Below are 13,503 nucleotides of genomic sequence, written 5' to 3'. Positions count from 1 at the left end.
GGGCCAGATCGGCCGCCCCCAGACAAGGAACAGCTTCATGTCCATCGCCTATCTGAACGGGAGCTTCCTGCCGATCGAGCAAGCCCGCGTCTCCGTACTGGATCGCGGCTTCCTGTTCGCGGACGGCATTTACGAGGTCGCAGCCGTGATCGACGGCAAGCTGGTCGACAGCGCGTCCCATCTCGCCCGGCTGGAACGGTCGACCAGCGCGATCGGCATCGCCCTGCCGCTGTCCCTGGCGGAGATCGAGGCGGCGCAGAAGGAATTGGTGGCGCGCAACGCGCTGACCGAAGGGCTGGTCTATCTCCAGATCACGCGCGGCGCCGATGCGACCCGCGATTTCCTGCCCTCCCCCGATATCCGGCCGACGCTGGTGATGTTCGCCCAGGCCAAGCATTTCCTCGACGTGCCTGCCGCGCGCGACGGCATCGCGGTGGCGACCATGCCGGATCTGCGCTGGGCCCGCCGCGACATCAAGAGCGTCGGCTTGCTCGCCCAGGCCATGGCGAAGCGCGCCGCTGCCGAGGCGGGCGCGCAGGAGGCGTGGATGGTGGAGGATGGGTTCGTCACGGAAGGCGCATCGTCCACCGCCTTCATCGTGACGGAGGACGGCGTCGTCACCCGGCCATACAGCCAGGCGGTGCTGGCGGGCTGCACCGGCGCAGCGCTGACGGCGCTGGCGGAGGAAAGCGGCATCGGGATCATCCGCCGTCCCTTCACCGTCGCCGAGGCATTGGCGGCGAAGGAAGCCTTCATCACGAGTGCATCCACGCTCTGCCAGTCGGTGGTGCGGATCGACGGTCAGGAAATCGGCGGCGGCAAGCCCGGCCCGATCGCGATGCGGCTGCGCGCGCTCTATATCGACTTTGCCCGGCGCACCGCCGTCTGGGCAAAAATGCGCAAAAGCTGATCCATATCGGATGAAGAATCGAACGAACGCCATTGCCGCCATTTCGGCGGCGATCATGGCTCCATTTTGGTGTCCGTTACGGCGATTTCGGGAAAAGACCCGTTTACAGGCGCGCTGATGGGCGCAATGCGCGGCATAAATCTCCATAGTGGAGAATGGTCTGGCTGCGTAACGACGGCGTTACGATAAGCTGAAACAAACAGGATGGAGATTTTCGGCGTGGGTTTGGATCATGAAGAGATCGGTTTTGGCGCATCGCCGGACCAACCCTTCGGCACGCGGGACGAGCGGCCTGGGCTGCTCATCCTGGCCGACGATATCTATAACGACGATGCCGCGCTGCTGAGCCGGGCGGCGGGGCTTCGCCTGCTGGGCACGGTATCGCTGGATCAGGCATCGAACCGGCTCGACGTGCAGATCGGCTGCGACATCATCCTGTGCTTTTGCCCATCGCCCGATCCGATGGTTGAGCGGCTGCTGGTGCAGATAGAGACATTGGCGCTGCAGAATGACATGCCGGTCATATTGGTCGCCGATCTGGACACGATCGATCTCGCTTATGCCTGCCTGCGCAGCGAGCGGACCCAGTTGCTTTGCCGGCCGGGACATACGGATCTGGCCGCCGCGTTGCTGGCCGCCGCGCGCCAGACGCCGTCCCGCTCGCTTCATGAGGTGAATCGGGAGAGTGAAGGGCTGCGGCTCCAGCAGTTGAGCGACGAGGTAAGCCGCCTCGCCCGCACGCTGGAGGCACTGACCCTGCGGCCTCGTCACGCGACGCCATCCTTCGACCTTGGCCCGCGCATATCGGACGAACCAAGCGACTATATCGGCATGCCCGCGCTGGAACCGATCGGCAGCGCGGACAAGTCGGCCGAAGCCGCAACCTTGGAGGCGGCGCAGGTGCGCGACCTGCTGCGCGCGCGCCGGTTGCGCGACGATTTCCTGCCCGCCGACCTGTTCGCCGACCCCGCCTGGGACATGCTGCTGGATTTGCTGGCCGCGCGGCTGGAGCATGAGCGGGTGTCGGTATCCAGCCTGTGCATCGCATCAGCGGTGCCGCCCACCACCGCGCTGCGCTGGATCAGGACACTGACCGAAAAGGGCTTTGTCGACCGGCAGGCCGACCCGCACGATGGACGACGCGTCTTCATCGCGCTGGCCGATCACACGGCCGAGGCCCTGACCCGCTGGTTCACCGCCAGCCGCCGTTTCCTTTGCGCATGACGATTATCGCCTCTTCCCCGCTTGACCGGCGTCCGGATTGCCGTAGATAGGCGCGCACCGGACGCCCGCGATCAATGCTGGCATCGGGCGATTAGCTCAGTTGGTAGAGCGTCTCGTTTACACCGAGAATGTCGGCGGTTCGAGCCCGTCATCGCCCACCATTTTCGCCCCGGAAAGACACGGTTTTTGGCCATATCGCGGGGTGAGGCAGCCAGGCCTTGGCTCTGTGTATCCACCGTGTATCCCGCGAGGCGGGCCGGATCGTCACCTTTCCAATAAGTTCATGTCTTGTGGGGAGCGCGATAGGTTCCTGACATGGCATTTGACGTTGTCATTCACCGGTCAGATTCGATCTATGATGACAGTCCGGCGGAGCCAAGCCATTGCGGCTGTTTGCCCGTGACTTCGCGCAGGAGAGCGCCTTGCCCAAGGTGTTCACGCCTCCAAAGTCATGGAGCAAGCGAGGGGAGACGTGATGGCCGTAGCCGAGAGGCAACTCTCTACGCGGCAGATAGTGCACTGAGTCGAGCCGTGCATAAAGTGAGTCAGGCTGATTTGACCCATAAGCCGTCGAGGGCCATTATAGCCCCCGACGACCCACGTTAGACTAGTGCGGCTCAGTTAACAGGCCGACCGCGCGAGTCCTTCTTGAAGGTTTCAACAATAGCGCCACTGCGCCGTTGCTGTGCCTCCCTCACGGTAATGAACTGGCCATTGCCAGCGTCACGACCGCGCTTACCCTTCTTGTCCATTGGATTTCTCCTATAGCAAGTCGAGCGGATGGTCCGCCCTCCCGGAAAGCGCCGCTTGCGCCTCCCTGCTACAAGGCGTTGCGGTTCTCCGGTCGTTCAGACCATGTATATTGATTCCAGAACCGTGGCTGAGAGTCGAGTCTCTTTTTGTTCTCAAACCTCCCAGTGCCGGTAGCCATTCCATTAGCGGCTAACAGGTGCTTCCATCACAATGGCATTTTGGAAAAAATAGCCTAATCAGCCGAACATTTTCTTCCAGATGGCCTCCACCCGGCCAACTATGGCTCGGATGCGGCGACGTTTCGGCGGTGCCAACGAGCCAGACGTGGCAGCCGGCATTACTGTGGTCACCGGCTGCTGTGGCGGCGGCCGCTTAAGCCGGCGGTCCCGCTCGCGCCCGAACTCGATATCGTGGCGTGACAGCCTGCCCGCCCAGACAATCCGTCCCCGCTTGATGACATAGTGCGACGCGCAGGCGAAGTCGTGGTTGCCGATGGAGGGCCAGACCGACGCCTCGTTATCATGCATGGTGAGAGTGTATTCTGTTCGGACCAGCGGGGTGGAGACCTCCTCCCCGCACCCGCAGGCGCAGTTGTGCAAGGCGACGCGACACTCCTGGGAGACGTATAGGATCCCGTCCTGCAGGACCTCCGGTATCTCGTCGACAAAGACCGTCTCCAGTCTGTCCACGCGCCTCATGCGGCCGACCTGTTGGAGATGTTGTTGCCCTCAATCATGTAGACGGAGTTCACCTCGTCCCGTTCGTCGCGGAAATACCGCGCCCACCGCTTCCAGCGAAGGATCGCCAGGATCGCGTTGAGCGAGTTGATGGCGGCGATCTGGATGTCGGTTCGATACACATCGTCCCCCTCGCTGTCGTCACCGAACGGCAGCAGCTTCTGCACATCGGCCCAGGGCGTTCCCGGACGGATGAACGTCGCGCGGGCGCACCCATCCATGCCGTCGTCTTCCAGACCGACGCCGATGCCGGTGTCGACAAACGGGACATCCAACCGCAACAGACCCTCGGCGATTTCCCGACGGGAGGATCCCTTGTCGACGCAGACGAAGACGAAGTTGAAGTCCCCCAGCTCGTCCACGTTCGCGGCGGTCACCCTCTCCCGGTGCGGGGTGATGCCAGTGTGCATCCGGGCGTAGACCTGCGCATAGTAATCCACCTTGAACGGGAAACTCCTGAGCAATTCGATGTCCGGCGCCCCGGGAGAGCGGAACAGGTTGTGATTCAGGAGCTGATCGCCATCGTAGAGGTGGATCTCGGTAACCCAGGTCTTCGCCAGAAGGTCGAGCAGGAAGGATCCGGTGCCGCCCAGGCCGATGATCGCCACCCGCCCCTTCAGCTTGCGGTTCACCCCGCCGATCTGATAGCGGGCCGACGCGGAATCCGGGATGGCGAACGGGCTGTCGTCGTTCGCTACCAAGGCCTTCGCATGCGTCCGCGCGTTCGCCGTCCTGTCCAGGGAACGCGCGGCGCCGCCGATGAGCCCCTCATAGGCCACCACCTTGTCGTAGACGTTCTCATAGCGGTGCGTCACCTCGGGCTTGGAGGACAGATAGTGGTCCACCTCCATCGACCCCAGAGTCTGCCGCGCGGAACTGTTGATGATGTTCAGCATGGGCTGGCCATTGCGGTGGCACGGCACCCCGCCAGCGAAGTACATGGTGTGATCATGCTGAGGCGTCGACGTGAGCCCCGTCCCGTCCAGAGACAGGGCGCAGGTCAGCGCGCCCCTCGCCAGAGTCCTCTGTGAAGTGACGTAGGGCACGTTGCGGACGATGAGGTGGCTGTTGCACACCTCGATCTCGAAGCCCTCATCGACGAGGCGCTTCATGTGAGGGTCAAGACTTGTCAGAGCGGCGGACATTGAAGACCATCCCTTTCTTCACCTGAATGCTCTCGCCCTCGACGAGGTCGCCCTCCGCACCGGCGACGCCGTGGAGATAGGTGATCGTGTAGTTGAAGTTGTCGAAGTCGGCGTCGGGGTAGGCGAGCTTGGAGATCTCGCGGTAGGTGTGCCGCCGCTTCTCCACCGTCCGCGAACGGCCGTTGACCTTGATGGTCACCGTCTTCGGCTCGCGGCTGCGAATCCCCTCCACACCCTCTCCGTCCAGCCTGACCTCGCCGTCGGGGGCGATGGGGGCGTCGCCCGCGCTGTCGAGGATCAGCTCCAGATCCTCGTCGATCCCGCCGTGGCGATAGATGTCTGCGACGAGGACCGTCGCGGCGCCCCACTCCCATCCCCGTTCGTTGACGGTGAAGGTGTAGGTGCGGTCACTGCGGAAGGACAGAAAGGTGGCCACCTTCCCACGCTCGAAAGAAACGTCCTTCTCGATGCCGATCGAGAAGGCGACACCCCCTTCGATTTGGACAAGGACGAAGTCGCTCGCCGGCGTGAGACCGACGGCCTCACGGATCTGGCTGCCATCCATGGTCTTGTCGTTGGTGCCGTAGGCGACACCGTCGACGGTGAACTGGAACTTGTCGTGGCCTTTAGCCAAGTCAGTCATTGCAATCTCCATATGCGACGCGGCCTGGATCTATTGGCAGCGGCCGGACTTGCTGCCATCATCTTGGAATGCGCGGCCGAGCGGATGTTCGGACGAGGAAACTTTTTTTAAATTTTCCACGTCCGAATCCCGGTGCTGGAGCGCACTGGTCAGGGTGAGCCCAGGAGATCTCGGTGATTGCGGAAGACGAAGATCGGGAGCCCGACAAGGTTCCCACCGCCCGAAACTACACTGTCGACGAGGTCGTCGACGGCCTCCTCGCCCTGACCGATGTCGAACTTGCAACGCTTGACGGCATCAGCAAGGGCCTCGCCTCGACCGCCGGCATGGGGCCCAGGGATCTTTTCCACGAGGCGTTGCACCGGATGGTGACGACCCGGAAATGCACCACCGACATTAGTGTGATGGGTTTTGCGATCGGGACGATGAAGAGCATCGCCTCGACCGCACACCGCAGGCGGAAGAGGGAGGCCGACGAAGGAACAACCCCCATTCTGATCGCGGCCAACGACGGCGGGTTCGACCTAGCGGACGATGCCGTCTCGCCCGAGGACGAGGCCCTTTCGAACCTCTTCTACGCGGAATGCCTCGAACGGGTGGAGGCGTTGATCGCCGACGACGAGGAACTGCAGCTTCTGGTGATGGGCCTTTGCGACGGATTGCTGGGCAAACAGTTGGAAGAGGCGTTAGATACAGACACGAAGGGGTTGGCGGCAGCTCGGAAGCGCCTCGCCAATCGCCTTCGCAGGGCGTTCCCGAACGGCGCGCCCTTATGAACAGAGGACGTGAGATGGATGACAAGGAAAAGCTCGAGCGGCTGCAGGACGTCGTCGTCGAAGAATTCCTGGCGATGTCGCCCGAAGAGGTGATGGCGTTCACCACCCCTGAAGACCTGGCGTCGATCAAGTCAAACCTGGCCGACGCCATAGCCGCGGCGGGCCGGGCGAGGTTGGCCCGCGCCAAGGCCGCCGCCGCAAAGGACGCCCGGCGTCCGCGTCTCGTGGGTGCCGCCGGCGGCGCCGACGCCCTACGTCAGGCCCGCGCGAACGATGCCGACTTCGACCGCAAGCTGACGCTTGCCGCGCGCAAGGGCAGCGCGAGCTACGAGGCCGACCAGAGCGGTATCGAGGAGGATCTCGACGAGCTGCGCCGGTGGGAGGAAGACGGGGATCAGGCTTGAGCCTCCCCTACACGCATCCTGAACGGCTCCTGCGAAACTTCGGCATCCGACGACCGGAGGACATCGACCTCGAGGCGATCGCGTGGGAACTCGGGGCAAAGATACGGTCTCGCCGGCTGCACACTTGCGAAGCGAGGATCGTCGGAAGGAACGGCCGGGCCATCATCACCGTCGACAACAGGATGCCGTCCACCCGGCAGCGGTTCTCGATCGCCCATGAGATCGGACACTGGTGCCACCACAGGGGCCGGTGCCTGGTCTGCCGACCCGAGGACATCGGCAGCACGGCCAGCCGTTTGGCGACCGATCCCGAGCGCGTGGCCGACGAATACGCGTCCGATCTCATCCTGCCGCGCTATCTCCTGGCCCCGCTGCTCCAGGACGTCGGCCGGCTGACGATCAAGTCTCTTGACCAGGTGGCCGCCGAGTTCGGCACGAGCAGGACCGCCACCTTGCGAAAGGTCGTCGACCTCGACCGCTTCCCTGTCATGATGGTGTGTAGTGGCCGGTCGCGGCGCAGATACTTCAGGGCCTCGCCCTCGATCCCGTCGAAATGGTTTCCGCGGGACGAGGCGTCACCCGAGAGCTCGGCATTCGACTTGCTGTTCGGAGCGAAGAAGGAGTTCCCCACTCCCAGGCCGGTCCCCGCCACGGCATGGTTCGATCGCAACGAGGCCAGCGGGCTCATGATCCAGGAGCAAAGCTTCGGCCTGCCTGGCAGCGAGGTCATGACGATCCTGACATTCACCGACCGGAAGATGCTGGCCGCCTAGGCGTCCGGAGTCTGTATCCGGACTGTCGTTCAGTCCTTCATGAGCTTGCGCAGCTTCCTGGCAGTCTCGGGATCGCCCATCGCCTTGATAAGAGCGATCTCTTCGTTAATTATTCTTCGCTTCGCCATTTCTGTCCCCACTTTGTGGGTGCAATCAACCTCAGAACAACCGATTCAGCAACCTCGGCTCGCTTGTCTTGAGACGGTCGAGCATGGTGTTGACGTAAAACATGTCGGGATTGGCGACGGCAGGGAGAACGATGACGGAGTAATCGGGCAGATTACGGTCGAGCGTGAACACGACGAGACCAACGCCGTGAATGCTGCACAGCGAAGTCAGGCGGTTCATGTCGTCGCTGGTGGTCGTGCGCGGTACGACGATGTAGCTCTTGTGGCTGAATAGTCGGTAGGCGACCGCCTGTCCGAAGGCGACGACGGGCTGGCCCGGCGCAGCCTTGATTTCGGCCGTGACGATCTGCGGCTCAAACTTGAAGATATCCTGTGCGCGCGGCTTCAGCACGCCGATCACGTCGGGCGTGCCCCACTTGCCGCCCAGCACACTGCCGCCGAGCGCACCCGCGACGGTCACCTCGTCATTCTCCTCGAGCCATTCGGCGAAGCTCGCATAGAAATCCCGTTCGGACAGCGATGCCGGATCAGTTGTGGCATTCTCAACGACGACTGGCTCTGCGGCGATGGCGTCGTCCTGCGCGACCGCCTCCGCAGCATCGGCGTCGGCAAAACGGGCAAGTTGATAGGTGCCGCGCGCGATCTTCACGATGCCCTCGCCGCGCTGAAACAGGTGGTGCGTCGCGCCGCGGATCGAGTTCGGCGGGGTCTCGGGATGCTCGGCGGACACCGCCTTCAGCACTTCCGCCCAACGTACCCCGCCCGGATGGCGTTCGAGCACGGCGCGGGTGGCGTCCTCGATCTGCTTGCGGTTTAGCTTTGCCACGGTCGGTCCCCCTGTTTCATTCGGCCGCATCGAAGGCTTCGTTCAGCATCGCGGGAAGAAGCGCCTGGAGAGCCGCGACGCTATCGCGCCGAGCCTCCAGCACAGCATTGCGGCGCTCCAATATGGTCATAATCATCGCCTGTTCAGCGGTCGAAGGTATTGGCATCTTCAAACCGAGAAATTGGCCGGGCTGAATGCGACGCCGCCGCACGTTGGTGCCGGAACTTGCTGAACGAAGCATCGGTAATGTGCGCGGATCACGAAAAAACGTGTCAACCACGGCGGGCTGGACAATAGCGGCGTCGATCTCAAACACTGGAAACTCGGGCGAAACCACCAATCCGTCGCACTCGGTTGGGACAACACCAAGCGCGCCTTCCCACGCCATCAGCTTGGGATAGGTGAAATCGCCAGCTCTGATGCGGGTCAGGGCGGGATAACTGAACGTCGATCCACCCTTGACCTCGGACCGAAAGATTCCACGGCCGAAACTGTAAACGCCGGCAAACGCGTACTCGATCTCGGCCTCCACGCGCACATCAAGTGCGCGCTGACGAAGGAAGGAGCCGCAAGGAACCCAAACTTTCGGGTCTTCGCCGGCTTGCCAAATAATATTACGTGCAGCTTGGAGCAGATCGTAATCGACTTCGGAAATTAGCTGGTTGGCGCGTTCGACTGCCGCCGCTGCCGCATCCAGTCGCGCCACAAGCCGACGTTGTTCGGTCAACTGAGGCAGGGCAAAGCGATGCCGCAACACACGTTCGGGGTGAACACGCTGTCGCCGATCGCCCATACCTACAGCACCTGCCCGGAGGCTTCGCCACGTCTCGGACCAGCGAAAAAGCCAGCCGATGAATGCCGGGTCAGCGCGGGCGGTATCGACCGTGAAGGTCGGAAACTCGTTTGATACGAACGCGCCGTCATGCTCCGCCGGCACGGACGCATAGGCACCCTCGAAGGCGAACAGACGGCTGTAGATGATCTGTCCGGCTCGGATGCGATAGAGAGTGGAGGCGCTGGTTTCGGCTGCGTCGATGGCCTGCTTGCCAAACGTGCCGCGACCGAAGCTGTAGATACCGATATTCGGATAAGTGTTCCCCGCCTCGACCCGGTGCGGATCGAGGTCGAGGGCCATCACGTCTCCAAGCGTAACCGCTTGCTTGGTCATGCTGCGTCGCGCTCTGCGACCAGCGCGTGTAATTCTTCGAGGATCGCCAGCACCTCGCGTTCCTTCGCGAGCGCGGTGGCGACGATCTCCGCCGGTGCGCGATGGTCTTCTGCCCCCTTGGCGTTTGGGTTCTTCTGGTCGAGGTTGACGGCCCGGATCGCCCCATCATCGTCACGCTGGATCAGGGACGGGCCGTTCACCACCCAGGCGCGCGCATCTTCGCCGCGATCGGCCCACCAGGTCGTCAGATCGGCGAGGTCTGCAGTCTGTAGCGGTGCAGTCTTGCTATACTTCTTGCGGCCCTCGGGCGCTGGCTGCTCCCAGTAATGGATATCGCCGGTCGGCCCGGTGGTATCGAAGAACAGCAGGTTCGAGGCGATATCGGTATAGGGCGCGAACACGCCCTCGGGCAGGCGGACGACCGTGTGGAGATTGAACTTCTCCAGCAGGTCGGCCTTGATGCGGGCGGCAACGCCATCACCGAAGAGCACGCCGTGCGGCACGACGACGGCTGCGCGCCCCTTACCCTTGCGCTTCAGCCGCCGCATGATGAGTTGCAGGAACAGCAAGGCCGTCTCGGCCGTGCGGCGATCGTTGGGGAAGTTGGCGAGGATGCCGGCCTCTTCCTCGCCGCCGAAGGGCGGATTCGATAGGATGACTTCGACCCGTTCGCGCTCGCCGATGTCGGCCAGCCGGTAACGCAGGGCATTGCCGGGATCGATGTTGGGTGATTCCAGCCCGTGGAGCAGCAGGTTCATCTGCGCAAGCAGATACGGCAGCGGCTTAGCCTCGACGCCGATCAGCGAACCGGCTTGGAGTTGGCGGCGCTTCTCGACGCTGTCGGCTTGTCCTGCCATGTGGGCATAGGATTCGGTCAGGAAGCCGCCGGTGCCGCATGCGGGATCGAGCACCTTCTCGCCGATCTGGGGATCGATCCGATCCACCATGAACCTGACGACCGCGCGCGGCGTGTAAAATTCGCCGCTGTCGCCGGCGGCGTCGCGCATCTCGCGCAGCAGTGTCTCATAGAGGCGACCAAGCGTGTGCATCTCGTTCGAGCTGTCGAAATGGATGCCATCGACCAGATTGATGACGTCGCGCAGCAGATAGCCGCTCTCCATGCGGTTCTGAACGCCGCGGAAAACGGTGGCGATCACGTCGCGCCGGTCGCGCCCGCCATTGGTGCCGCGCAGGCCGCGCAGATAGGCGAACAGGCCGGCGCCCTTCGTGCCGTCCGGGCGGATGGGTTCATCGGCATTGAGGAAGGCGAGCAGGTCCGGCCCAGTGATCCCGTCCTTGTCGGCCGCCCAGTCGCGCCAGCGATACGGCGCCTCGATCGCTGCGTGAAACGCTTCCCCGGCCAGTTCTGCCTCATCCTCATGCACACGCTCAAGATCGTCGAGGAACTTGAGGAACATGACCCAGGTGAGCACGGGAAGCCGGTCGAGGTCGCCGTTCAGCCCCTTGTCCTTGCGCATGATCTTGCGCGCGGACTTCACGATCGAATCAAGGCGTTGGGCCGTGGTCTGGGAGGCAGCAGTTTTCTTAGGCTGACGAGCCATCGTATTCCTTCAGTATCGCGTCAGGCCGCGTATAGGGCGGCGGTGAGTTCGGCCACAGCCTCACGCATGGGCTGCGGGCCACCGAAGCGGCGGGCGATCTCGCTGGGGTTACCGAAGTCGGACACCGGCTGGACCTTCAGTGCCTGTGGCAAAGCCAGTTCGTCCGCACCCCCGCTGGCGTAGCGGTCGAGCAGCGCGTCAAGGATCGCGCGGGCATCGTCGCCGTAGCGGTCGAACAGTTCTGCATCGCGCAGGCGGCGGGCACGCTCCGCACGAGTGGTAAGTGGCGCGTTCCAAGCGAGGTGGCAGAGCAGGTCGAACGGATCGTCGTCCGGGCGACCAGCCTCAAGAGCCAGCGCGTGCAGGTCGATCCCGCGCTCGGCCAGCGCGTCGATGACGGCGCTACGTTTGTCGGGCATCGCCCATTCGGCGCGGAACGCAGCCGGGGTGGCGAACAGCGTCCGCACCTTCTCGCCGGTCCAGTCGGTTAGCTTGCGACAGGTTAGCCGTTTGCCGTCGCTGTCGAGATCATAGACGAGGTGGGCCACCACTTCCACGTCACCGCCATCGACGTAGAATTTGCGCGGCATCCCATCGTCTTTGGCGTCGGGTGGCAGCACAGTCGGCCCCGCATCCTGTCCGTTCGCGAGGTCATCGTCTTCGGGCTGTTCGTGTTCCTCGACGTCGGTCGAGATTACTGCGCCAGCCTCGTCGATCTCGGTGCTGATCTCGGCGGTCGGCTCCCCATCGAAGCTGGGGTCGGCAAACTTCTCCGTCGCTGTGCCGGTGTAATCGAGGATCGAGAACCACAGCTTGCCGTAATCCTCGCGCAGGCGCGTGCCACGGCCGATGATCTGCTTGAATTCGGCCATCGAGCCGACGACGCGGGCGAGTACGACATTCTTGCAGGTCGGCGCGTCGACGCCGGTCGTCAGCAATTGTGACGTCGTCAGGATGACGGGCGATTCGCTCTCCAGATCCTGAAACCGGCTCAGCATGCCCTTGCCGATATCGCCTTCATCCGCGGTGACGCGGACGACGTAATCGGGATGCCTCGCGACCATGTCGGCGTTGAGCCGAACGAGGGCGGCGCGCATCTCGCTGGCGTGATCCTGATCGACGCAGAAGACGATGGTCTTGGCATAGCGATCGGTATTCTTGAGGAAATCGGTCAGGTGCCGGGCGATCGCCTCCGTCCGGGCCCGCAATGCGACCGTGCGCTCGAAGTCGCGCGTCTGATATTCCTCGTCGGGCACCTCGCGACCGTAGCGGTCTAGTTCGCCCGCGCTCGGCCGCCAGCCGACTGCATCGAGATCGGTGACGATGCGGTGAACGCGGTAAGGCGCGAGAAAGCCGTCGGCGATGCCCTGCGCCAGGCTGTAGGTATAAAGCGCGTCATGGAAATAGGCGTAGGTGTCGCGGCTTTCCTCACGCAGCGGCGTCGCCGTCATGCCGAGCTGGTAGGCAGGTTCAAACCAGTTTAGGATCTCGCGCCATGAACTATCAGACCGGGCACTACCTCGATGGCATTCGTCGATGACGATTAGGTCGAAGAAGTCAGGCGCGAATTCGCGATAGAGGCCGGGGCGGCGTTCGTCCGCCGCGATCGCCTGATAGGTCGAGAAATAGATATCGCGTCCGTGGCTGACTGATCCAGCGCCGAGTTTCCACCGTGCGTCGCCAAAGGGTGTAAAGGTCTTGTCCTTCGGATCATCGACCAGAATGTTGCGGTCCGCGAGGAAGAGGATTTTCGGGCGACGGTGGTCGCCACGCTTGTTCCAGCCCGCGGCCCACAGGCGCCAGCAGATCTGGAACGCGACTGCGGTTTTGCCCGCCCCGGTGCACAGATTGAGCAAGAGCCGGCGCTGGCCACCGTGGATCGCCTCCAGCGAGCGATTGACGGCGATTTCCTGATAGTAACGTAACGGCCGGTCGGCGTCGGGGAAGCCAGGCTCGAGGACGCGCTCCGCCGCCGTTTCGGGCAGGTCGAGTCGGTCGCGCAGGCGCGCCCAAAGCTCATCGGGCGTCGGGAAGTCGGTGCGGATGGCCTCGGTCCCCGCGACCATATCGATCTCAATGATCTCGTGACCATTGCTGGAATAGGCAAAGCGCAGGCCCAGCACTTCGGCATAGTCGCGCGCTTGCTGGACACCGTCCTGAGCGGACCGATAGCCGGCCTTGGCCTCAATGACCGCGATCGGATAATCCGCTCGATACCGCAGGATATAGTCGGCCCGCTTTTTCTGCCCACGGCGTGGTGCCCCGCCGACGAACATGACACGGCCATCGGTGAAGGTGCGCTGTTCCTGGATGGCGCACGGGGCATCATCCCAACCGGCGGCCTGCAGGCGGGGAACGATCAGTTTCCGGCAAGTATCTGCTTCCGTGACCATAACTTAACCGGCGTTCTGCCGGGCGCGCGCCGACATAGCAACGAGCGATTTTCAAAAACGA

Annotated in this window: 13 protein-coding genes and 1 tRNA gene; 6 read left to right on the top strand and 8 right to left on the bottom strand. The window is 63.2% G+C overall.

Going from position 1 to position 13,503, the window contains the following annotated elements:
• The first annotated feature begins 37 nt into the window (after positions 1-37).
• The 3 genes from MRBLMA1_RS16990 to MRBLMA1_RS16980 all read left to right on the top strand — a co-directional run bounded on the left by MRBLMA1_RS16990 (position 38) and on the right by MRBLMA1_RS16980 (position 2,295).
• The gene (locus MRBLMA1_RS16990; RefSeq protein WP_363738343.1) at positions 38-910 is read left to right on the top strand and encodes a D-amino-acid transaminase; all 873 of its coding nucleotides are present in this window, start codon (positions 38-40) and stop codon (positions 908-910) included.
• Positions 911-1,129: 219 nt separating this feature from the next.
• Complete coding sequence (locus MRBLMA1_RS16985; RefSeq protein ID WP_363738341.1) at positions 1,130-2,134, top strand: MarR family transcriptional regulator; 1,005 nt, start codon at positions 1,130-1,132, stop codon at positions 2,132-2,134.
• Positions 2,135-2,219: 85 nt separating this feature from the next.
• A tRNA-Val gene (locus MRBLMA1_RS16980) sits at positions 2,220-2,295 on the top strand.
• Between the two features lie 456 nt (positions 2,296-2,751).
• On the opposite strand, the gene MRBLMA1_RS16975 is transcribed toward MRBLMA1_RS16980, so the two are convergent.
• From MRBLMA1_RS16975 to MRBLMA1_RS16960, 4 genes are all read right to left on the bottom strand, one after another.
• On the bottom strand, positions 2,752-2,886 hold the full coding sequence (locus tag MRBLMA1_RS16975) for a hypothetical protein (RefSeq protein WP_363738339.1): 135 nt from the start codon (positions 2,884-2,886) through the stop codon (positions 2,752-2,754).
• A 237-nt stretch (positions 2,887-3,123) separates the two neighbouring features.
• Positions 3,124-3,585: a DUF6527 family protein gene (locus MRBLMA1_RS16970; protein ID WP_363738337.1), complete on the bottom strand. Its 462-nt coding sequence runs from the start codon at positions 3,583-3,585 to the stop codon at positions 3,124-3,126.
• Positions 3,582-4,736, bottom strand: coding sequence for a ThiF family adenylyltransferase (locus MRBLMA1_RS16965; RefSeq protein WP_363738336.1), 1,155 nt, complete (start codon positions 4,734-4,736; stop codon positions 3,582-3,584). Before MRBLMA1_RS16965 ends, MRBLMA1_RS16970 begins: the two co-directional genes overlap by 4 nt.
• A gap of 7 nt (positions 4,737-4,743) precedes the next feature.
• Complete coding sequence (locus tag MRBLMA1_RS16960; RefSeq protein WP_363738334.1) at positions 4,744-5,412, bottom strand: multiubiquitin domain-containing protein; 669 nt, start codon at positions 5,410-5,412, stop codon at positions 4,744-4,746.
• A gap of 173 nt (positions 5,413-5,585) precedes the next feature.
• Here MRBLMA1_RS16960 and MRBLMA1_RS16955 point away from each other — a divergent pair, with 173 nt between their 5' ends.
• The 3 genes from MRBLMA1_RS16955 to MRBLMA1_RS16945 are packed head-to-tail and all read left to right on the top strand — an operon-like array spanning position 5,586 to position 7,365.
• Positions 5,586-6,188 (top strand): hypothetical protein, encoded by a 603-nt coding sequence (locus MRBLMA1_RS16955; protein WP_363738332.1) that lies wholly within the window; start codon positions 5,586-5,588, stop codon positions 6,186-6,188.
• 14 nt (positions 6,189-6,202) lie between these two features.
• On the top strand, positions 6,203-6,592 hold the full coding sequence (locus MRBLMA1_RS16950; protein ID WP_363738330.1) for a hypothetical protein: 390 nt from the start codon (positions 6,203-6,205) through the stop codon (positions 6,590-6,592).
• Positions 6,589-7,365, top strand: coding sequence for an ImmA/IrrE family metallo-endopeptidase (locus MRBLMA1_RS16945; protein WP_363738328.1), 777 nt, complete (start codon positions 6,589-6,591; stop codon positions 7,363-7,365). The genes MRBLMA1_RS16950 and MRBLMA1_RS16945 overlap by 4 nt, the downstream gene beginning before the upstream one ends.
• A gap of 159 nt (positions 7,366-7,524) precedes the next feature.
• On the opposite strand, the gene MRBLMA1_RS16940 is transcribed toward MRBLMA1_RS16945, so the two are convergent.
• The 4 genes from MRBLMA1_RS16940 to hsdR are packed head-to-tail and all read right to left on the bottom strand — an operon-like array spanning position 7,525 to position 13,442.
• A complete protein-coding gene (locus MRBLMA1_RS16940) occupies positions 7,525-8,319 on the bottom strand; it encodes a hypothetical protein (protein ID WP_363738326.1) in 795 nt (264 codons plus the stop codon).
• A gap of 16 nt (positions 8,320-8,335) precedes the next feature.
• Positions 8,336-9,487 carry a restriction endonuclease subunit S gene (locus MRBLMA1_RS16935; protein ID WP_363738324.1) on the bottom strand — a complete coding sequence of 384 codons (1,152 nt, stop codon included), beginning with the start codon at positions 9,485-9,487 and terminating at the stop codon, positions 8,336-8,338.
• On the bottom strand, positions 9,484-11,049 hold the full coding sequence (locus tag MRBLMA1_RS16930; RefSeq protein WP_363738323.1) for a class I SAM-dependent DNA methyltransferase: 1,566 nt from the start codon (positions 11,047-11,049) through the stop codon (positions 9,484-9,486). The genes MRBLMA1_RS16935 and MRBLMA1_RS16930 overlap by 4 nt, the downstream gene beginning before the upstream one ends.
• Positions 11,050-11,069: 20 nt before the next feature.
• Positions 11,070-13,442, bottom strand: coding sequence for an EcoAI/FtnUII family type I restriction enzme subunit R (gene hsdR / locus MRBLMA1_RS16925; RefSeq protein WP_363738322.1), 2,373 nt, complete (start codon positions 13,440-13,442; stop codon positions 11,070-11,072).
• Between the last annotated feature and the right edge of the window lie 61 nt (positions 13,443-13,503).

This window comes from Sphingobium sp. LMA1-1-1.1, from assembly GCF_040676365.1.
GTDB lineage: Bacteria > Pseudomonadota > Alphaproteobacteria > Sphingomonadales > Sphingomonadaceae > Sphingobium.
This window is presented reverse-complemented; position numbering and strand designations above follow the sequence as displayed.

Bases quoted from the DNA above. Each gene is read 5' to 3' on its own strand.
- MRBLMA1_RS16960 (WP_363738334.1), bottom strand. From the start codon at position 5,412: ATGACTGACTTGGCTAAAGGCCACGACAAGTTCCAGTTCACCGTCGAC.
- MRBLMA1_RS16935 (WP_363738324.1), bottom strand. From the start codon at position 9,487: ATGACCAAGCAAGCGGTTACGCTTGGAGACGTGATGGCCCTCGACCTC.
- MRBLMA1_RS16965 (WP_363738336.1), bottom strand. From the start codon at position 4,736: ATGAAGCGCCTCGTCGATGAGGGCTTCGAGATCGAGGTGTGCAACAGC.
- MRBLMA1_RS16975 (WP_363738339.1), bottom strand. From the start codon at position 2,886: ATGGACAAGAAGGGTAAGCGCGGTCGTGACGCTGGCAATGGCCAGTTC.
- hsdR (WP_363738322.1), bottom strand. From the start codon at position 13,442: ATGGTCACGGAAGCAGATACTTGCCGGAAACTGATCGTTCCCCGCCTG.
- MRBLMA1_RS16970 (WP_363738337.1), bottom strand. From the start codon at position 3,585: ATGAGGCGCGTGGACAGACTGGAGACGGTCTTTGTCGACGAGATACCG.
- MRBLMA1_RS16950 (WP_363738330.1), top strand. From the start codon at position 6,203: ATGGATGACAAGGAAAAGCTCGAGCGGCTGCAGGACGTCGTCGTCGAA.
- MRBLMA1_RS16990 (WP_363738343.1), top strand. From the start codon at position 38: ATGTCCATCGCCTATCTGAACGGGAGCTTCCTGCCGATCGAGCAAGCC.
- MRBLMA1_RS16930 (WP_363738323.1), bottom strand. From the start codon at position 11,049: ATGGCTCGTCAGCCTAAGAAAACTGCTGCCTCCCAGACCACGGCCCAA.